The sequence below is a fragment of the Opitutia bacterium genome, from assembly GCA_016217545.1.
Lineage (GTDB): Bacteria > Verrucomicrobiota > Verrucomicrobiia > Opitutales > Opitutaceae > Didemnitutus.
In genome coordinates this window covers 988,766-1,007,769 of the sequence record JACRHT010000012.1, presented here as the reverse complement: position 1 = coordinate 1,007,769, position 19,004 = coordinate 988,766, and the positions used below count along the sequence as shown (strand labels likewise).

General features: G+C 64.8%; 21 protein-coding genes. 8 read left to right on the top strand and 13 right to left on the bottom strand.

Annotated features, from left to right (window positions below; translation table 11 throughout):
• Positions 1-28 precede the first annotated feature (28 nt).
• Together HZA32_11245 and HZA32_11240 are read right to left on the bottom strand one after the other, a co-directional pair.
• On the bottom strand, positions 29-529 hold the full coding sequence (locus HZA32_11245; GenBank protein MBI5424647.1) for a TlpA family protein disulfide reductase: 501 nt from the start codon (positions 527-529) through the stop codon (positions 29-31).
• 118 nt (positions 530-647) lie between these two features.
• The gene (locus HZA32_11240) at positions 648-1,565 is read right to left on the bottom strand and encodes a LysR family transcriptional regulator (GenBank protein MBI5424646.1); all 918 of its coding nucleotides are present in this window, start codon (positions 1,563-1,565) and stop codon (positions 648-650) included.
• A gap of 68 nt (positions 1,566-1,633) precedes the next feature.
• Here HZA32_11240 and HZA32_11235 point away from each other — a divergent pair, with 68 nt between their 5' ends.
• The 4 genes from HZA32_11235 (at position 1,634) to HZA32_11220 (ending at position 5,156) form a co-directional block, all read left to right on the top strand.
• A complete protein-coding gene (locus tag HZA32_11235; protein MBI5424645.1) occupies positions 1,634-2,350 on the top strand; it encodes a YggS family pyridoxal phosphate-dependent enzyme in 717 nt (238 codons plus the stop codon).
• 72 nt (positions 2,351-2,422) lie between these two features.
• The gene (locus HZA32_11230; GenBank protein MBI5424644.1) at positions 2,423-3,292 is read left to right on the top strand and encodes a hypothetical protein; all 870 of its coding nucleotides are present in this window, start codon (positions 2,423-2,425) and stop codon (positions 3,290-3,292) included.
• 47 nt (positions 3,293-3,339) lie between these two features.
• Complete coding sequence (gene aroE / locus HZA32_11225; GenBank protein MBI5424643.1) at positions 3,340-4,245, top strand: shikimate dehydrogenase; 906 nt, start codon at positions 3,340-3,342, stop codon at positions 4,243-4,245.
• Entirely contained in the window at positions 4,242-5,156 is a 915-nt protein-coding gene (locus tag HZA32_11220; protein ID MBI5424642.1) for a prepilin peptidase, read from the top strand. The genes aroE and HZA32_11220 overlap by 4 nt, the downstream gene beginning before the upstream one ends.
• Here HZA32_11220 and HZA32_11215 read toward each other — a convergent pair.
• Positions 5,148-5,369 (bottom strand): hypothetical protein, encoded by a 222-nt coding sequence (locus HZA32_11215; protein ID MBI5424641.1) that lies wholly within the window; start codon positions 5,367-5,369, stop codon positions 5,148-5,150. The genes HZA32_11220 and HZA32_11215 overlap by 9 nt on opposite strands.
• On the bottom strand, positions 5,362-6,240 hold the full coding sequence (locus HZA32_11210) for a folate-binding protein YgfZ (protein MBI5424640.1): 879 nt from the start codon (positions 6,238-6,240) through the stop codon (positions 5,362-5,364). Before HZA32_11210 ends, HZA32_11215 begins: the two co-directional genes overlap by 8 nt.
• Positions 6,241-6,536: 296 nt before the next feature.
• On the opposite strand from HZA32_11210, the gene HZA32_11205 reads away from it, so the two are divergent.
• A complete protein-coding gene (locus HZA32_11205) occupies positions 6,537-7,592 on the top strand; it encodes a 3-deoxy-7-phosphoheptulonate synthase (protein MBI5424639.1) in 1,056 nt (351 codons plus the stop codon).
• A 133-nt stretch (positions 7,593-7,725) separates the two neighbouring features.
• Positions 7,726-8,709: a malate dehydrogenase gene (locus HZA32_11200; GenBank protein ID MBI5424638.1), complete on the top strand. Its 984-nt coding sequence runs from the start codon at positions 7,726-7,728 to the stop codon at positions 8,707-8,709.
• A 117-nt stretch (positions 8,710-8,826) separates the two neighbouring features.
• Here the strand turns inward: HZA32_11200 and HZA32_11195 are convergent, their stop codons facing one another.
• The 3 genes from HZA32_11195 to HZA32_11185 form a co-directional block, all read right to left on the bottom strand.
• The gene (locus tag HZA32_11195) at positions 8,827-9,663 is read right to left on the bottom strand and encodes a type I restriction enzyme HsdR N-terminal domain-containing protein (GenBank protein MBI5424637.1); all 837 of its coding nucleotides are present in this window, start codon (positions 9,661-9,663) and stop codon (positions 8,827-8,829) included.
• Positions 9,664-9,758: 95 nt separating this feature from the next.
• Positions 9,759-10,463 (bottom strand): hypothetical protein, encoded by a 705-nt coding sequence (locus tag HZA32_11190; protein MBI5424636.1) that lies wholly within the window; start codon positions 10,461-10,463, stop codon positions 9,759-9,761.
• Between the two features lie 110 nt (positions 10,464-10,573).
• The gene (locus HZA32_11185) at positions 10,574-10,873 is read right to left on the bottom strand and encodes a hypothetical protein (GenBank protein MBI5424635.1); all 300 of its coding nucleotides are present in this window, start codon (positions 10,871-10,873) and stop codon (positions 10,574-10,576) included.
• 69 nt (positions 10,874-10,942) lie between these two features.
• Here HZA32_11185 and HZA32_11180 point away from each other — a divergent pair, with 69 nt between their 5' ends.
• Positions 10,943-11,347 (top strand): (deoxy)nucleoside triphosphate pyrophosphohydrolase, encoded by a 405-nt coding sequence (locus tag HZA32_11180; GenBank protein ID MBI5424634.1) that lies wholly within the window; start codon positions 10,943-10,945, stop codon positions 11,345-11,347.
• A gap of 42 nt (positions 11,348-11,389) precedes the next feature.
• Positions 11,390-12,583 (top strand): acyl-CoA dehydrogenase, encoded by a 1,194-nt coding sequence (locus tag HZA32_11175; protein ID MBI5424633.1) that lies wholly within the window; start codon positions 11,390-11,392, stop codon positions 12,581-12,583.
• Positions 12,584-12,616: 33 nt separating this feature from the next.
• Here HZA32_11175 and HZA32_11170 read toward each other — a convergent pair whose 3' ends face one another.
• The 6 genes from HZA32_11170 to HZA32_11145 all read right to left on the bottom strand — a co-directional run bounded on the left by HZA32_11170 (position 12,617) and on the right by HZA32_11145 (position 19,004).
• Complete coding sequence (locus tag HZA32_11170; GenBank protein ID MBI5424632.1) at positions 12,617-12,931, bottom strand: hypothetical protein; 315 nt, start codon at positions 12,929-12,931, stop codon at positions 12,617-12,619.
• A gap of 191 nt (positions 12,932-13,122) precedes the next feature.
• On the bottom strand, positions 13,123-13,872 hold the full coding sequence (locus tag HZA32_11165) for an electron transfer flavoprotein subunit beta/FixA family protein (protein ID MBI5424631.1): 750 nt from the start codon (positions 13,870-13,872) through the stop codon (positions 13,123-13,125).
• A 137-nt stretch (positions 13,873-14,009) separates the two neighbouring features.
• Positions 14,010-15,806, bottom strand: coding sequence for an acyl-CoA dehydrogenase family protein (locus tag HZA32_11160; GenBank protein MBI5424630.1), 1,797 nt, complete (start codon positions 15,804-15,806; stop codon positions 14,010-14,012).
• Between the two features lie 12 nt (positions 15,807-15,818).
• Positions 15,819-16,655, bottom strand: coding sequence for a (Fe-S)-binding protein (locus tag HZA32_11155; GenBank protein ID MBI5424629.1), 837 nt, complete (start codon positions 16,653-16,655; stop codon positions 15,819-15,821).
• On the bottom strand, positions 16,652-17,947 hold the full coding sequence (locus HZA32_11150; GenBank protein MBI5424628.1) for a (Fe-S)-binding protein: 1,296 nt from the start codon (positions 17,945-17,947) through the stop codon (positions 16,652-16,654). The genes HZA32_11155 and HZA32_11150 overlap by 4 nt, the downstream gene beginning before the upstream one ends.
• Positions 17,948-18,044: 97 nt before the next feature.
• A complete protein-coding gene (locus HZA32_11145; protein MBI5424627.1) occupies positions 18,045-19,004 on the bottom strand; it encodes an electron transfer flavoprotein subunit alpha/FixB family protein in 960 nt (319 codons plus the stop codon).

Below are 19,004 nucleotides of genomic sequence, written 5' to 3'. Positions count from 1 at the left end.
GGCTTCAACGTCAAAAGCGCGGCGCGGCTCAGAGCAGCTGCTTCACGAGCGCCTCGTATTCATCGTGCTCCATCGAACCCGTCTTCTGGTGGCGGATGTTGCCTTGGCGATCGATGAGGAAGGTCGTCGGGATCGCGTCGAAGCCGCCGAAGGCTTCGGCGAGCGCCCCGTCCTCGCCCATCACGATGGCGTAGTTCATGCCGTTCTTCGCGGCGAATTTCTTCACCTTGTCGAGCGGTGGACGGTCCATCGACACCCCGATGATCACGAGGCCGTCCTTGCCGTATTTCTTCTGCAGCGCGACGTAGCCGGGAATCTCCGCAACGCACGGACCGCACCACGTGGCCCAGAAATCGACGACCACGACCTTGCCCTTCAGGTCGGCGGCGGTGAGCGGTTTGCCGTCGAGGGTCGTGACGTTGATCTCGGGGGCCTTCTTGACGACGGGAAGATCCGCGGCGAGCGCGGGAATCAGGCTGGCCACCGCGAAAGTCGCCGTGGCTACGAGGAAACGAAAGAGGGATCGCATGTTCGTGAGAGGATGCAGGCCGGCGGATTCTTCCAGCGAATTTTCCCGGGCCATTGCCCGGCAAAACAAAAGCGCGCCGTTGCGGGCGCGCTCGGATGCGAACAAAGACGAATTCCACTCAGACGAGCGGCTTCGACGCCGCCGCGTCGGCCGCGGCCGCCTCGGCGCTGAGCGTCTCGATGAATTTCTTCATCGCCGGGGTGAGCACGCGGCCCTTGCGGTGAAGGATGGCGAGCGGACGGGTGAATTCCTTGCCCTTGAAAGCGATGGCCGAAAGCGTCCCCTGCCGCACTTCCTGCACGACAGTCGCCTGCGGGACGATGGCGATGCCGTGGTCGATCTCGACGGCGCGCTTCACCGTCTCGATGTTGTCGAATTCCATGACCGGCGTGATCTCGAGCTTGTTGTCGCGGAAAATCTGGTCGACGGCCTTGCGCGTCGGGATGTCGGGGTCGAAGCCGATGAACTTGTGGCCGGCGAGCGTCTTGAGGTCGACGTCGGTCGTCTTCGCGAGCGCGTGATTCGGGTGCGTGATGAGCACGAGGCGGTCGTTGCGGAATGGGATCGTCTCGATCTGGCGAAGCTTCTGCGGGAACGCCACGAGGCCGAAGTCGACCGAGTTGTGCAGGATGTCTTCGTAGACGAGGTTCGAGCGGCGATACTCGATGCGCACGTTGACCGAGGGGTAATCGTGCAGGAATTTCTTGATATAGGGCGGCAGCTCGTGGAGGCCGATGGAGTAGATGGTCGAGATGCGGATCGTGCCGCTGATGACCTTCTTCATCTCCTGGAGCTCGCTGAGGAGCTTCTCGTAGACGTGGAGGATCTCCTTCGCCGCGTCGTAGATGCGCTGGCCCTCACGCGTCAGATTGAACTGCTTCTGCGAGCGGTCGATCATCAGGGTCTTGAAGTTGCGCTCCATGGAGCGCGCCTGCTGACTGACCGCCGACTGCGTGATGCCATTTAACTTCGCGGCCTTGGAGAACGACTTGGTCTCCACAAGGTCCGCGAAAATCTTGAAGTTTTCGATTTGCATGGCGGCGAAATGGAGCACCCGTATAAACGGCACTTATCTGGAAACCAATCTAAAAGCGGCCCTCATAGATGTTTATCGATTTCGAGACCTTCCAAGCCCGCGCCGATAAGTTGCGGGCTCTGATGGACGAAGCCTGCCGACAGGCGGGCCGCGATCCGCGCGACGTGCTCCTGTTGCCCGTGACGAAGACGCATCCCGCTGCCGCCGCGGAGTATGTCGCCCGCTATGGCTTGCCCGCCGTGGGCGAGAATCGCGTGCAGGAGGCGATCGAAAAACGCGCCGGCCTCAGCGCCAGCGCCGCGTCGCTGCACTGGGAACTCATCGGCCATCTCCAATCGAACAAGGCCCGGCTCGCCGCGCAGCACTTCGACCGCGTGCAAAGCGTCGACAGCGAGAAGCTCCTCAATCACCTCGATCGCGCCGCCGCCGAACTCGGCAAGACCCTGCCCGTCTTGCTCCAAATCAACGCCGGCAACGATCCCGCCAAATTCGGCGCCGAGCCCGCCGACGCGCCGCGCCTGCTCGACGCCGCGCTCGCGAAGAAAAGCCTCCGGATCGACGGCCTGATGACCATCGCGCCGCTCGGCGCCACGCCCGCCGAAACCGAAGAGCACGCGCGCCGCACCTTCGCGAATCTGCGTTCGATCCGCGACGACCTGGCCGCGCGCGCGGGCACGCCGCTGCGCGAACTCTCGATGGGCATGTCCGGCGACTTCGCGCTCGCGATCGCAGCCGGCAGCACGCTCGTCCGCGTCGGCACAGCGCTGTTCGGCGCGCGCGAGTAGCGGAGCGGCCGCAGTGTGTCCCGGGCGGGATTCCGCGTTGCCACTCTCACGCAATCGACTTCCCTCCTGAACGTGGAACCGAGGACGCTCACGACTGCCGAAAAAGACGCGTTGATCACGCTCCTCGACGACGAATCCCCCGCCATCCGCCAGGCATTGCTGGCGCAGTTTCTCCAGCTCGGCGACGCCGGCCGGATCTTTCTGCAGGAGGTCGCGCGCGGCCCCAACCGCGTCGCCGCGCTCAGCGCCGGCTGGTTTCTGCGCGAGTTGAAATTCAGCGACCCCGTGGCCGAGTTCCGCGGCTTCATCCAGTCGCTCAACTACGAACTCGAGACCGGCATCCTGCTCCTCAGCCGCACGGTGAATCCCGCGCTCGATGTCGTGTCCGTCTGCGCGCAGCTCGACGCCTTCGCCGCTCGCGCGCGCAAGCTCATGCCGCGCACCGCGACCATGCGCACGCAGGCGCGCGTGCTCAACCGCGTGCTGTTCGAGGAATACCGGCTGCGCGGCAACGTCGATCACTACACGGACCCGAAGAACAGCTTCATCGATCAGGTGCTCGCCCGCCGCCTCGGCCTGCCGATCTCGCTCTCGATCGTCTACCTGCTGGTCGCGCAACGCATCGGACTCGAACTCGAACCTGTCGGCGTGCCCGGCCATTTTCTCGTCGGCGGCTACGAGCCCGAAGGACCGTTCTTCGTCGACGCGTTCAACGGCGGCCGGCTGCTCTCTCCCGAGGACGTCTTCGAGCGCATCCGCTCGTTGCAACACACCCCGCAACTCGCCGATCTCGCCCCCACGCCCGTGCGCGAGGTGCTGAGCCGCCTGTGCCGCAACCTTGTCAACCACTACGCCGCCGCAGACGACGCGGCGCATGCGCGGTTGTTCGCTGAGTTCGTCGCCGAGTTCGACGCCACCTACGAACGGCACGCCAGTCCCTGAAGATAATTCTCGGCGTCGGTCGCGTTTCCGCCCATGCAAAGGGGCCCATGACTAGCTGGAACGGCGAAACGACCCTGACGCTCGACGACCTCGCGACGTGGGCGTTCGACGGCACCGCACTCGCCGTGCTCGGGCACCCCATCGGTCACTCGCTCAGCCCGCGCATGCACAACGCCGCGCTGCAGGCGATGACCGCGCGCGACCGCGCCTTCGCGACGTGGCGCTATTTTCGCTTCGACGTGCCGCCCGAGCGCCTCGCCGAGGCCTTGCCGCGACTGCACGCCGCCGGCCTGCTCGGCCTCAATCTCACCGTGCCGCACAAGGTGCTCGCGTTCGAACTCGTCGCCGAGATCGATCCCAGCGCGCGCAGCGTCGGCGCGGTCAACACGCTGCGTCGCACCGCCACCGGCTGGCGCGGCTACAACACCGACGGCTACGGCCTCGCCACGGCGTTGCGCGCCGATCTCGGCGTCACGCTCGCCGGAGCGCACGTGATCCTGCTCGGCGCCGGCGGCGCCGCGCGCGGGGCCGCGGTCGAGTGCCTGCGCCAGGGTTGCGCGTCGCTCTGGATCGGCAACCGCACGCGCGCCAACCTCGACACGCTCCTCGACGCGCTCCGCCCGCTCGCACGCGAAGTGCCGCTGCACGGCTTCGACCCCGCGGCGCCTCCCGCCGGGTTGCCCGCCGGCGCCGTGCTGGTGAACGCGACGTCCGCCGGCCTGAAGCCCGACGAGCCGCCGCCAATCGCGTTGCGGAGCCTGCCCGCCGGTCTCAGCGTCTACGACATGGTCTACAACCCGCCGCAAACCGCGCTGCTTCGCGAGGCGGCGTCGCTCGGTCTGCGCCACTCCAACGGCCTCTCGATGCTCGTGCATCAAGGGGTGCGCGCACTTGAAATTTGGACCGGCGCCGAGGTCCCGGCGGACGTCATGCGCGCCGCCCTTGCCCGATGAACGCCGCCACATTCCACGAAGTCGCCGCCGTCTGGCCGTGGTTTTTTCCGCTCTGCGCGTTCCTGTTCGGCGCGTGTGTCGGCAGTTTTCTCAACGTCTGCATCTACCGCATCCCGAAGGATGAATCGGTGGTGACGCCCGGCTCGCATTGCGCGTGCGGCCAACCGATCGCGTGGCACGACAACATTCCCATTCTGAGCTGGCTGCTTCTGCGTGGACGCGCGCGGTGTTGCGGACGGCAGTTCAGTTTCCGTTATCCCGCGATCGAGTTACTCACGGCGCTGCTGTTCGTCGCGTGTTGGATGCTGTTCCCGCCCGCGAAGGCGCTCGGAGGCATGGTGCTCGTCTCGACCGTGATCTGCGCAACGTTCATCGATCTCGACCACATGATCATCCCCGACGTGTTCACGATCGGCGGCGGCGTGGTCGGCGTGGTGTTGTCAGCGGCGTTGCCGGCGCTGCACGGGCAGGCGCACGAGTTGTTTTTCGTTGCGAGTCTGCGCAGCACGCTCGACGCGGTGCTCGGGCTGCTCGTCGGCTCGGGCTTGGTGCTGTGGATCGCACTTGTTGCCGAAGCGGTGCTCAAGAAGGAGGCGATGGGCTTCGGCGACGTGAAGTTTCTCGGCGCGCTGGGCGCGTTCGTCGGCTGGCAGGGCGCGGTGTTCGCGATGTTCGGCGGAGCGATGATCGGCTGCGTCTGGATTCTCTTCGCGGGCGCGTGGCAGCAGTTCTTCGGCAAGGCTGCCGCGGGCGCGCGACTCGAGACGCCCGACGGCCAACAGACGGAGCGCGTCGGATTGGGCGTGCACGTGAGTTTCGGGCCGATGCTGGGGCTCGGGGCGCTGCTCTACTTCTTCGTGCTGCACCGCTGGGTCGATCCCTACTTCGCCAGCCTGCGTTTCCTATTCTGAACGCGGCGGAGCGAAGCCCGGCGGCGTCTCGCCGCGTCGCCCGTGGACGACGAGATTGAGCAGGTGCTCCATCGCGGCGACGCGCGTGATGCCCCGCTCGGCGGCGAGTTGGTCGGCGCGTTTTTGCAGCTGACGCGCCATCGTCTCCGCCTGCGCTTCGGTGGCTGCGCCGAGGTTGCGACAGAGCGCGGTCAGTTTTGCCAGTTCATCCATGACAAACCTCCAGCGCGCGTCCGTCTTCCAGCGCGAGCGGCGCGGCGCGGTTGAAACTCACGAGCGAGACCATCGCCGTCGCGACAAATCCCTCGCCCACCCGCGCGCTCGAACGGATCTGGCCAACCGACTTGCCCTCCTGCTGCACAGAGGCGAGCGCGGCCGGCCGCCCGCCCGCACCGGCAATCACCATGAGCCGACGGCGAATTTGGCCGAGGTTCTTCAGGCGCGACATGACCTCCTGGCCGAGGTAGCAGCCCTTGGTGTAGGAGATCGCATCGACATCCAAACCTCCTTCGTTGGGCAGGTCGTTTAGTCCGATATCGTCCGGAACCGCCGGCAACGCACCGGCAATGCGCTCGGCCTCGAGCGAATCCCGCGTGCCGCGCCTCGCACCCGCTTGCTCCAGCTCCCGCACGGTCGCCTCCGCGTCCGCCGTGAGGCACACGAAGTTCTCCCCGCGCGCGAACCGTCCCCTGAAAACCAAGCCGTCCGGCCCCTGCATGAATCGGTCCGGCTTCGGCGCAGCGCCGAAGCGCTTCGCGACGACCGCCGCCGCCCCATCGCCCCAAATCACTGCCGCCCCGCCTACGGCCGGAGTCGCATCCACAATCTCCACGTCATCCGCAATGATATACTCTCCAAGACGTTGCCCAATTACCGACCCCTCGACTCGCGGGGCCCAAATGACGAATTCGTTCTCCGCCACCCGCAAAACGAAGCTGTCGGCGATGCATTTCCCCTTCTGGTTCAACCACAAGCCATACGAAACGCCTCCGACGGGCTTCCGGAGATCCTGGGTGAACTGACCCTGAAGGAACGTATTAGAATCAGGGCCTCTTATCCGGAGCGTGGCTGATGCGACTTCCAAGTCCCTGACTGATAACGTTTGCAAAGCGACGTTGGCGGACGATGGACCCATGCGTTAATTGTGGCAGGCGAGTGACTTTTATCAGGTGACCACCGTTTGATTTGACGGACGGTCGGAACAAACTACCTCGTAAGCAATCTCACTTTTCGCTTCTCCCGCCTAGCGGGAGTTTTGGGGTAACTAAGAAAGCAATGGCGGGCCGCTTAGGGGTAGGCGGCCCGCCTTTTCTTTTCCTGTCAAAAGGTCAGCCCCCCATTGCCCGCCGCGAGCAAAGCCCACCAATCTGGCCGCCTCGCATGCAACGCACCTCGGACATCAACGTCCTCGAAACCCGCACGCTCCCCTCGCCCGCCCAACTGTTGGCGGAGCTTCCCAAGACCGACGCGCAATCCGAACTGATCGCGCGCGCCCGCGAGGACATCCATCGGGTCATCTTCACCGACGACCGCCGCTTCCTCTTCGTCGTCGGCCCCTGCTCGATCCACGACCCCGAAGCCGGCCGCGACTACGCCCGCCGCCTCGCCGCCCTCTCGCGCCAGGTTTCCGACCGCATCCTCATCGTCATGCGCGTCTATTTCGAGAAACCCCGGACCACCGTCGGCTGGAAGGGGCTCATCATGGACCCGCACCTCGACGGCTCCCACGACATCGCCGCCGGTCTCCGCCTCGCGCGGACGTTTCTCCGCGACGTCCTCGACCTCGGCCTGCCCACCGCCACCGAGCTCCTCGATCCCATCACCCCGCAATACATCGCCGACCTCATTTGCTGGTCGGCCATCGGCGCCCGCACCGCCGAGTCGCAGACGCATCGCCAAATGGCTTCCGGCCTCTCGATGCCCCTCGGCTTCAAGAACGGCACCGACGGCTCCATTCAGACCGCCATCAACGCCATCCGCGCCGCCGCGCATCCCCAGACCTTCCTCGGCATCAACCTCGACGGCGCATCCTCCGTCATCGTCACGCGCGGCAACCCGAACTGCCACGTCGTCCTCCGCGGCGGCACCGCGGGCCCGAACTTCTCGCCCGAGCACATCGCGCGCACCGAGCAGCTCCTCGCCGCCGCCAAGCTCCCGAAATCCATCCTCGTCGACTGCTCGCACGACAACTCCGCCAAGAAACCCGAGCTCCAACCCGACGTCCTGCGCGCCGTCCTCGAGCAGATCGCCGCCGGCAACACCTCCATCATGGGCGCCATGGTCGAGAGCAACCTCGGCGCCGGCAACCAGCCCTTCCCGCAACCGTTGGACAAGCTCCGCTACGGCGTATCGATCACTGACGGCTGCATCGATTGGGACTCCACCGAACGGCTCGTCCGGGAAATCCACGCCGCACTCGCGCCGCGGTTCGCCTGACACACGGATTGTCGCCCTCCCGCGCGCACAAAGTAGTTCCCTTGGTCCGCGCGCCAAGCCGGCTAAACTCGCCGCACGGACAAACTTCGCGCGTGTTTTTCACGCGATTCGTGGTTAACTGCCCGCCCTCTCTATGAAAGCCCCTATCCGTGTCGCAGTTACCGGCGCCGCCGGCCAAATCGGCTACTCGCTCCTGTTCCGCATCGCCTCGGGCGCGATGTTCGGCCCCGACCAGCCGGTCATCCTCCAGCTGATCGAAGCTCCCATCGAAAAGGCCCTCAAGGCCCTCGAAGGCGTCGCCATGGAACTCGACGACTGCGCCTTCCCTCTCCTTAAGGGCATCGTCCAGACCTCCGACGCCTCCGTCGGCTTCAAGGACGCCAACTGGTGCCTCCTCGTCGGCGCCAAGCCGCGCGGCCCCGGCATGGAGCGCGCCGACCTCCTCAAGGACAACGGCAAGATCTTCATCGAACAGGGCCGCATCATCGACGCCGTCGCCGCCGCCGATGCCCGCATCGCCGTCGTCGGCAACCCGGCCAACACGAACTGCATGATCGCCGCCTCGCAGGCCAAGCGCCTCCCGGCCGACCGCTTCACCGCCATGGTGCGCCTCGACCAGAACCGCGCCCAGACCCAGCTCGCCAAGAAAGCCGGCGTCGACCTCACCGAGGTCAAAGACATCTTCATCTACGGCAACCACAGCCCGACCATGTTCCCGGCCTTCGCCCACGCGACGATCTCCGGCAAACCAGCCGCCGCCGTCATCAACGACGCCGCCTGGCTCCAAGGCCCCTTCTGCGAAACCGTCGGCAAGCGCGGCGCCGCCATCATCGCCGCTCGCGGCGCCTCCTCGGCCGCCTCCGCCGCCAACGCCCTCGTCGACCACGTCCGCTCGCTCGTCACGCCCGGCGCCATCCACTCCATCGCCGTGAAATCGAACGGCGTTTACGGCTTCGATCCCGAAGTCTGGGCCGGCGTCCCCGTCCGCACGACGACCCCCGGCAGCTACGAAGTCATCACCGGCTACGCCATGGACGACTTCGCGAAGTCGAAGCTCGCCGCGACGAACAAGGAGCTCGTCGAAGAGCGCGCCTTCGTGGCCGAGATGATCAAGTAAGCGGAAGCTCTTTCCTCTTTCTCTCAATCTTTCTCTTTCCTCCCACGGCGCCCCGCAACGGGCGCCGTTTTTGTTACTTGAGTGGCTTCACGCCACTCAAGGTTGCTTGGCAGTCTATCAGGCAGAGGGTGGAAGCGGTGTCGCAGCGGCAGCTGTAACTGTTGCAGACGGCGGCGGCGCGTCCGGTGTGACCTCAGCTGATTCGGGCTTGGCGCGAAGTTGCTTCGAGGCGGCTTTGGAAACCTTTCGTTTGGCCTCAGCGGCGCGATCACCCTCCAGAACATCTCGTTTGATTACTTCCTCGGTGATGACGTGCGTAATCTCCTCAATCTCTATCTTCACATCAGGCGAAAGCCGTTTCAGTTCGCGCCGAATCACAGCAAGCACAGGGTCGCTTAACACAACGGCTCCGATGGCGAATCGGCTCAGCGCTTGGCGCTGTTGGTGATACTCGCTCAGAAGTGATTTCGACTGAGCTTCACGGGAAAGAAGAAACAATGCTTCGACATCATCCTTCGATTTAGGATTCAGCGTATTCAGGTCCAGTGTGACGAGAAGTTCGCTGCCAATCGGCTGACCGTATGTGATTTTGTAGATTTGCCAGTGCTGCGCATTGGTCAGCACCACCCATTCGATGCCTTGGTTGGCTCCGTAATCTACGGCCTGCTTGATCTGGGCCTCTTTTAGTTCGGTGTTGATCGCTTTAACTTCGATCAGGAGAACCAACTTGCCCTCGATCTTGATCGCGAGGTCGCAGTAGGTGCTCTTGATCTGATACTCGGCAGTGATTTCGGAGTATTTGTCGAAGCCGAACATTTCGGCGATGATGTCCTTGCACAGCGTGGACGTGTCAGCTTCGCCAACATCTCTTGCCTTCGCTTGAGCCAGAACCGGCTGAAATCTCTTCAGCGATTCTTTGATGCGAGTTTCAACCTTAGCGGGAATAGAGGCCATTTTAGCAATAGTGTCCTAGTTGCGTTTGGCCCGCAGTCCGAGAAAGGCAGCGACTCGCCGTATCGTCAAAGCGATTGTCGGACGAGAGAGATTTCTCAAATCAACCCCGCCAGCACGCGCTTCTTCGTCAGCGCAAATGCATCCCGCACCGCCAGAAACTCCCGCGCCAGTTCGCTCGGGGAACCACTCCTCGGGAAACGCATCTCCAGCGTCGTGCCGTCGCAGATCACTTCCGCCGCGACGCCATCCACGCGCAACACGCAGTGCGCGCAACTCGACGGATAAGTCACCGTCAACTTCGCGCCGTCCGGCAGCTCCTCCACCGCATCGATCACCGCCTCGACGCTCACGCCCTTGCCGAGACCGAATACGATGCCGCCGAACGCGCCGGCGAACACTTCGTCCAGTTCCGTCCGCTCCAGCACCGCAGATGACGCCACGCCGTGCAGCGTGCGCGTAACCTCGAACTCCGTCGGCTCGCGCTCGATCAACGCATAGCCGATCTCGAAAACAAAATCCTTCGCCGTCAGCACCGCGTGCGGACTCGCGACGTCCAACGAAAGCTCCGCGCGCTTGTAGCCGAAGGCCGCGCGCACCCGCTGAAACATCGCCTCGCCCTCCTCCGCCAGTTCGCCCCCGCAAAGCTTCGCGAGAAACGCCGACGTCGCCGCGTTCACTGCGTCCGGCAACGTGTGGTGCTGCTTGCGAAAGCCACCGAGATTTTTGACTGCGCCACTGCTCCGCCCGATAAAACTGATGCGCGACACCGGCGACGCGGAGCTGGTTTTCGATTTCGACACGCCGCGCAGTCAGGCATGCCGCCCCGTCGGAATCAAGGAACCTGCGCAAACGGAAACGGCGGCCCGCAAAGGCCGCCGTTCGTTGCTTTACCCCTGTTGCTTGCAGAAAATCAGGCCGGAATCGGCGGCGGGACATTCGCCGCGGGCGGCGGCGTGGGGGTCGCATTGCCGTTGCGGCGGAAGAGGCTGACGAGGCCGATCACGCACAGGACCGGAATCCAGATCGGCGACAGCGCGACCGCGAAGGCGATGACCACCGCGACCAGCGCCGCGAGGAGAGAGATACCCACCGCACCCAGCACGGCGGCCACAATCAGACCGGCCAGCGCGGCGACGAAGAGGATCGGGCTTAACTTGATCGCCACGATGAGGAGGACCGCAGCGAGGAGAACTTTGAGGAAAGTTTTCATGGTGATTCAACAACACGGCACCACCGAGAAAAGTTGCAGCGCGCGCATTGGGCCGGTTCAAAACCTCGCGTGAATCAGCCTGTTCCAGTCGTTTGCGCGGTCATCGAAAAAGACGGCCTCGTCCTGCTCGCGCAGCGCCCGCCAAACAAACTGCTCCCGTTGAAATGGGAATTTGCCGGCGGGAAAGTCGAGCCGGGCGAAGACCCCGCCGCCGCCATCTTGCGCGAGATTCGCGAGGAACTCGGCTGCGACATCGCGATCACGCACGCTTTGCCGCCGTTCACGCACGACTACGGACGCGTCGTGATCGAGATGATTCCTTTCGTCTGCACACTCGTGCCCGGCTCGCCCGCACCGCACCCGCACGAGCATATCGCGATCGCATGGGTCGCGCTCGACGAACTCGCGACCTACGATCTCGCCGCTGCGGACTATCCGGTGATCACCGCCTATCGGCTAGTTCGCGGAAGTTGAATTGCGCGCGACGCAGCGCGTCGTAGGGTGGCGGCCTCCCCCATGACCACCCCCGCCAAGAAGCCGTCGTTCCGTTGGGAAGATCCGTTCCTCCTCGAAGACCAGCTCACCGAAGAAGAACGCATGGTGCGCGATTCCGCGCGCGACTTTTGCCAGGGCCAGCTCATGCCCGGCATCATCGAGGCGAACCGCCACGAGAAATTCGACCGCAACATCATCTCCGGCTTCGGCGAACTCGGCCTGCTCGGCGCCACCATCAACGGCTACGATTGCGCCGGCGTCAGCTACGTCGCCTACGGCCTCATCGCGCGCGAGGTGGAGCGCGTGGACTCCGGCTATCGCTCGGTCATGAGCGTGCAGTCGTCGCTCGTGATGTTCCCGATCCACGCCTACGGCTCCGAGGAACAGCGGCAAAAATTTCTGCCGCGCCTCGCGAAGGGCGAAATCGTCGGCTGCTTCGGTCTCACCGAGCCGGGCTCCGGCTCCGATCCCGCGAGCATGGCGACTCGCGCCCGCCGCACCGACGGCGGCTACAAGCTCAGCGGCACCAAGACTTGGATCACCAACTCACCCGTCGCCGACGTCTTCGTCGTGTGGGCGAAGGATGACGATGGCGAGGTCCGCGGCTTCATCCTCGAAAAAGGCATGGCCGGCCTCACCGCGCCGAAGATCGAAGGCAAATTCTCCCTCCGCGCCTCGCCCACCGGCATGATCATGATGGACGATGTCTTCGTCCCCGACGCGAATCTCCTCCCGAACGTGAAAGGCCTGAAAGGCCCGCTGGGCTGCCTCACGAAGGCGCGCTACGGCATCGCGTGGGGCGCGCTCGGCGCCGCGGAGTTCTGCTGGCACGCCGCCCGCCAATACACACTCGACCGCAAGCAATTCGGCCGCCCTCTCGCCGCCACACAGCTCATTCAGCTCAAACTCGCCAACATGCAGACCGAGATCGCGCTCGCGCTCCAAGGCGCGCTCCGCGTCGGCCGCCTGATGGACGAAGGCCGCGCCACGCCGGAGATGGTCTCGCTCATCAAGCGCAACTCCTGCGGCAAGGCGCTCGAGATCGCCCGCCTCGCCCGCGACATGCACGGCGGCAACGGCATCGTCGACGAGTTCCACGTCATCCGCCACGTGATGAACCTCGAGTCGGTGAACACCTACGAAGGCACACACGACATCCACGCCCTCATCCTCGGCCGCGCGCAGACCGGCATCCAGGCCTTCGGTCCGGAGTAGGGTCGGTCTCCGACCGGCCTCTCAGTCTTATTGTTAACTCTCGTCCCGCCGGTGACGAATTGGCTGCGGCTTCTTTGTGACTTCGTATGCCTCGATCAGACGGATCCCGCGATTCACTTGATCGGATTCTTTCGGATTCATGTGCTCACGTTCAACGAATTCCCTCACCTGATAATACTCTTCGTCTGATTTTAGACTTCTTTTCCTGATCAGCTTCTCGATCTGTCGCCGTCGCACTCGTCTAGAATAGGTTAAGCCTCGCGCCGCAACAAACGCCTCAAACGCAGCGAGGTCACGTGGATCAAAGTGATCAACGCACTGCAGCAACTCATCGAGCGCCTGTTTCATTTTCCGCTCCGAGTTACTCGCCCGTAGCGATTCTACTACGGCAGCGAACTGATCTGCTATGCTCCGGGCTTCCTCAAAGCGCCTCATGAAGTCCACAACGCATCGTGCGAGCAGGTAGTGCTCATTCACCGCGCCTTGGTCTTTTGCCAACTCAGGTTTCTTGTTTCGTAGTCCCTCTTTCGCGACCCTTTTCACAGCACCTTCGCCTCGTCGCGGAGTTTCGCGATCAGCTCGTCCACGGTCTTCACCTTCACGCCCGCCTTGCGGCCGGCGGGTTTCTCGAGCTTCAGCACCTTCGTGCGGCTCGCGGCAGCGACGCCGAGCGCGTCGACGGTCGTCTCCTCGAGCGGCTTCTTCTTCGCCTTCATGATGCCGGGGAGCGAGACGTAGCGCGGCTCATTCAGGCGGAGATCGGCGGTGAGCACGGCGGGCAATGCGACGCTGAGCGTTTCGATGCCGGCGTCGGTCTCGCGTGAGCAGCGCGCGGTCGCGCCCGCGATTTCCAGTTTCGACATGAACGTCACCTGTCCGACGCCGAGCAGCGCCGCGAGCATCTGGCCGGCCTGGCTCGAATCGTCGTCGATCGCCTGCTTGCCCATGAGCACGAGGCCGGGCGCCTCCTTCTTGTAGACGGCAGCGAGCACTTTCGCGACGGCAAGCGAGTCGAGCGACGCGGCGGATTTCACGAGGATCGCGCGGTCGGCACCCATGGCGAGACCGCTGCGCAGCTGCTCCGCGCACTCATCGCCGCCGATGGTGACGACCACAACTTCGGTCGCGGCGCCTTTTTCCTTCAGGCGAAGTGCTTCCTCGATGGCGATGGCGTCGAACGGATTCACGGCGAACTTCACACCGTCGGTGTCGATGCCGGAGCCATCGGCGAAGACGCGGATCTTCGTGTCGGGATCGGGAACGCGTTTCAGGGGAACGAGGATTTTCATAATCGGCAGTCAGCGAGGATTGGTCTGTAGGAGCCTGCTTGCAGGCGACAAAGAACGTTCAGCTGCATCATTGGCAGCGTTGCCGGCAGTCGCCTGCAAGCAGGCTCCTACATGACGAGGAACTAAGCGCGACATTCTCATTTCGCGGCGATCAGCGCCGAGTAGCTGCCGACGGTGTGGAGGCGCGCGGCGATGCGGCGGCGCATCGCGACGGTGTCGAGCGGAGTCCAGCGGAGCATCTTGCGCGCGAGGCCGAGCTGCATCTTCAGCTCGTCGCCGCTGGCCATGTGCGCAATGGCATCGCGCGCGCGGTTTTCCATGCGGGCGACGGAGTCGTTCACCCACGTGAGCGCGAGGTCGGCCTGCACCGCCGCCGCAGCGCCGCCGCGCGCACGCGCCTTGAGCGCGCGCAGCACGGCGCTTTCGCCGAGGAAAAGGTCGATGCAAATGTCGCTGAGCACGGCGAGGACTTCCTGCTCGTGGATGATCTTGTCACCGAATTTCTGGTGCGCGCCGCCGAAGAGCAGCAGCACCGCCTTCTTCGCGCGACCGAGGAGGAATTGTGCGGTCGCGAGGTCATCGCCGGATTTTTCCGAAGGCGGTTCCTTCTGCGCCTCGGCGAAGGCGCCCATCGCGGCGGCCATGAGCGCGAGCTTACCCTTGGCGGCGCGGCGCAGGAGATTGGTGGGGATGAACAGGCGGTTGATCTCGTTCGTGCCCTCGAAAATGCGATTGATGCGCGCGTCGCGCGTGGCACGCGCGGGTGAATACTCCTCGGTGAAGCCGTAGCCGCCGTGGATCTGCAGCGCCTCGTCGGCGACGAAGGTGAGAATCTCCGAGCCGGCGACCTTCACGGCCGAGCACTCGAGCGCGAATTCCTCGATGGCGCGGAAATAGCCGGGCTTGGTCGTCGTGACGAGTTCGCCGGTGGCCTTGACGTCGTCCATCTGCTTCGCCGTGCGGTAGAGCGCGGACTCGATCGCGTAGATGCGCGCGGCCATTTCGCCGAGCTTGTGCTGGATCATGCCGAACGTGACGAGCGGCTTGCCGAATTGCTGGCGCTCGCCGGCATATTTGACCGCGACGCGCAGCATGTCCTTCGCTCCGCCCATCGTGCCGGCGCCGAGGCTGAAGCGGCCGAGGTTGAGAATGTTGAACGCGATGTAGGCGCCCTTGCCGACTTCGCCGAGGACGTTTTCGACAGGCACCGGCGTGTCCTCGAGGATGACGCGGCGCGTGGACGACGTCTTGAGGCCGAGCTTGTGCTCCTCGCGTCCGGTCGAGACGCCGGGGAACGTCTTCTCGACGATGAACGCAGTGACGTGCTCGCCGTCCACCTTCGCGAAAATCACGAACACGTCGGCCCACGCGGCGTTGGTGATCCACATTTTCGCGCCGTTGAGGATGTAGTGTTTCCCGTCGGGCGAGAGCACGGCCTTGGTTTTCATGCCGAGCGCGTCGGAACCGGAGCCGGCTTCGCTCAAGCAATACGCCGCCATCCACTCGCCGCTGGCGAGCTTCGGGAGGTATTTCGCTTTCTGCGCGTCGTTGCCGAAAAACGTGATCGGGCCCGTGCCGATGCCGCTGTGCGCGCCGCACGTGATGCCGAAGCCGGCGAGGCGGCTCAACTGCTCGGCGACGCCGACGGCCGCGACCTTGCCGACACCGAGGCCGCCGTATTGCTCGGGGACTTCGAGCCCGAGCAGGCCGAGTTCGCAGGCTTGGGTGAAGACTTTGCGGGCGAGTCCTTCCTCGCGGTGCTCGAGCGCTTCGAGGTGCGGGAGGACGTCCTTGTCCATGAACTTCTCGGCGGTCGCGGCCATCTCGCGTTCGTCGCCGCCGAGGTCTTCGGGCGTGAAGACGAGTTCGGGCTTGGTGTCGCTGAAGAGGAAGTTGCCACCGATGAGGTGCGCGGGGAGTTCTTTTTCGGCCATGGGGAGCGGGGGTTAAGAAGTGGCGGGGGCGTTATTGGCGGGCGCGGCAGGCGGATTGAGGCCGAGGCGCTCCACGAGCAGCTCGGCGATATCGAGGACACGCGCCTCGCCGCCGTTCGCGGCGACGCCGTCGGACATCATCGTCAGGCAAAACGGACAACCCGTCGCAACGGTCTTGGCGCCGGTGGCGAGCGCTTCGCCCGCGCGCTGCGTGGAGACGCGCTGCTTCGGATCCTCTTCCATCCACATGCGGCCGCCGCCGGCACCGCAGCAGGAAGTGTTGGCGCGATTGCGTTTCATTTCGCAAAGCGACTGGCCACCGATGGCGGTGTTCAGCACTTCGCGCGGCGCCTCGTGGATGCCGTTCACGCGAGCGAGATAGCAGGGGTCGTGGTAAGTCACCGCGCCGGCCGCGGCAGGCGCGCTCGCGCCGGCGACGGCGGGCAGCTTGCCCGCGCTAATTAGCTCGGCGAGAAGCTGCGTGTGGTGGACGACTTCATAGTGGCCGCCGAACTGCGCGTAATCCTTCAGCAGCGCGTTCACGCAATGCGGGCAGTGCGCGACGATGCGCTTCACGTTGTATTTGTTCAGCGTCTCGATGTTCGCCGTGGCCAGCTCTTGGAAGAGGAATTCATCACCAAGCCGGCGTGCGGAGTCGCCAGTGCATTTCTCCTCCTTGCCGAGGATCGCGAAGTTCACGCCGGCGTGCCGCAGCAACCGCACCATCGCACGCGCGATGCGTTGCGCGCGCCGGTCGTAGGAAGCGGCGCAGCCGACCCAATAGAGGATTTCGAAGGACGGATTCTCCTTCACGGTCGGCGCGGCGGGAAGGTCAGCGGGCGTGCTCATGATTTCGGCGTGAGGGCGTCGGTCCAGTTGGTGCGCTCGGCGGCGGGCAGGCCCCAAGGGTTGGAGTTGGATTGCATGCGGCGCAGCGCTGTCGCCGCGGTGCCGCTGAGCGCGCCTTCGGCCACGAGATGGCGGCGCAGCGTGAGAATAAAAGTGAGCTGGTCGATGCGCACGGGGCAGGTGTTCACGCAGGCGCTGCAAGCCGTGCAGCTCCAGAGCGTCTCGGGCGCGATCACGGTGCCGTGCAACGGCGGCACATCGGCCTCCTTGCCGGCGGCGAGCGCGGCGGCGGTCTTCTCCATCGCGCCCTTGAGGTCCTGCACGACGCGCTTGGGCGAGAGCGGCTTGGCGGTGGCGAAGGCCGGGCAGACTTCCTCGCAGCGACCGCATTCCATGCAGGCGTCGAGACTGAGGAGCTGTTGTTGGGAAAAATGCCGAATGTCGGCCGGGCCGACGCGACCTGTCGCCTCGACCTCCTCCATCGTCACCGGCGGCATCGCGCCGAGGACGTTTTTCGCGAGGAAGATGTGCATCGGTCCCGCGACGAAATGGAAGAGCCGCGTGAACGGAATCGAGGCGATGAAGCCGAACACGAGGAACGAGTGGATCCACCACACGAGGAAGTGCGAGGAGCGCGCCGCCGCGACGTCGAGATGCAGCACGCCCGCGAGCCAGAGCCCGACTGGTGAGCAGTGCGCGCCGATGCCCGTCGGCTGCTGCCAGAGGATGCGCAACGCCTCGACGATGTAGCCGGTCACGCCGATCGCGAGAAAGCCGAGCAACACATACCAATCGGTCGCGCGATGTCCGAGTGCTGGTGGCTTCACCAGTCGGCGCCCGAGGAAGAACAGCGTGCCGAGCAGGAACAGCAGTCCGAGCACATCGAGCGTGAATTCGTAGGCGACGTAGTAGGCACCTTCGTGGAATTTCAGCGCGTGGTGGATGTGCGAGAGAACGTTGTCGGCCTCGAGCAGCACGGTGCCGACGAACAGCGCCATGAAGCCGACATACATGCTGACGTGCGCGAACGTGCCGATGCCGTGGCCGAACACGCGCTTTTGCGCGCCCGCGTCGACCGCCACGCGCTTCGCGCCGCCACGAATCTTCTGCCACACGGCCGCGAGACTGCCGGTGATCAAATCGCGCGCGTTGATGGACGTGCCGAGCCGCCAGAGCTTCCAGCGGCGATAGACGCCCCACGCAAACACAGCCATCGACGCCGCGGCCAGGGCGTAGAACGCCAGCTGCGACGACAACGGGATGTTGCCGAAAGTCTCGCGGGTCGGGGTCATGGGTGGGCTTGCGGTAGGGCGAACCGTCCTCGGTGAGCCGCGGCTCGGCGGGGACGCCTCGCCCTACCTCCGGCAAATCGTTCTGTGCCGCGCGTGCTCACTTCTTGAGTTTCTGAATCAGCTCGGGAACGGCTTCGTAGACGTCGGCGACAAGGCCGTAGTCGGCGACTTCGAAGATCGGCGCCTCGGCGTCCTTGTTGATCGCGGCGATGACCTTCGTGTCTTTCATGCCGGCCATGTGCTGGATGGCGCCGGAAATGCCGACCGCGATGTAGAGTTCGGGCGCGACGATTTTGCCGGTCTGGCCGATTTGCAGGGAATTGGGCGTGATGCCCGCATCAACGAGCGCGCGGGACGAACCGACCGCGGCGCCGAGCGTGTCGGCGAGACCGCCGACGAGGCGCTCGAAATCCTCGGCGTTTTTGAGGGCACGACCGCCGGAAACGATGATGCGTGCCTCGGTGGCGTCGGGCCGCGCGCTCTTCTTCACCTCGCGGCTTTCGAATGTGGCGAAGCGCGGGAGTTTCGCGGCGTCGAAGGCAACGGTCTCGACCGGCGATTGCGCGTCGATCGGAGTCGCGGCGGAGAACGCCGCGCTGCGCACCGTGGCAAAACGCACTTCGCCCTCGAGCTGGACGGTGGCGATGACGTTGCCGGCGAACATCACGCGGCGAAACGCGAGCGTGCCGGATGCATTGTCGAGACCGATGACGTCGCTGACCATCGCGGCGTCGACGAGCGCGGCAGCGCGTGGAAGGACGTCCTTCGTGAACGTCGAGACGGCGCCGAGGACGAGCTTCGCGCCACGCGCGCGGACGACGTCGGCGACGACGGCGGCGTAGCGATCGGCGAGCGGCTGCGCGAGGTCGGCGTGGTCGGCGACGAGCACGGCCGCGGCACCGGCGTGGCGCAGGGCCTCCGCGGCGGCACCGATGCCGGAACCGAGGAGCAGGATGTCGAAGGGCGCGCCGGCTTTTTGCGCGGCGGCGGCGGCCGCGAGGCTCGCCGTCTTCAGGGTGCCCTGATCGTGTTCAGCAATGACGAGGGTGTGAGACAT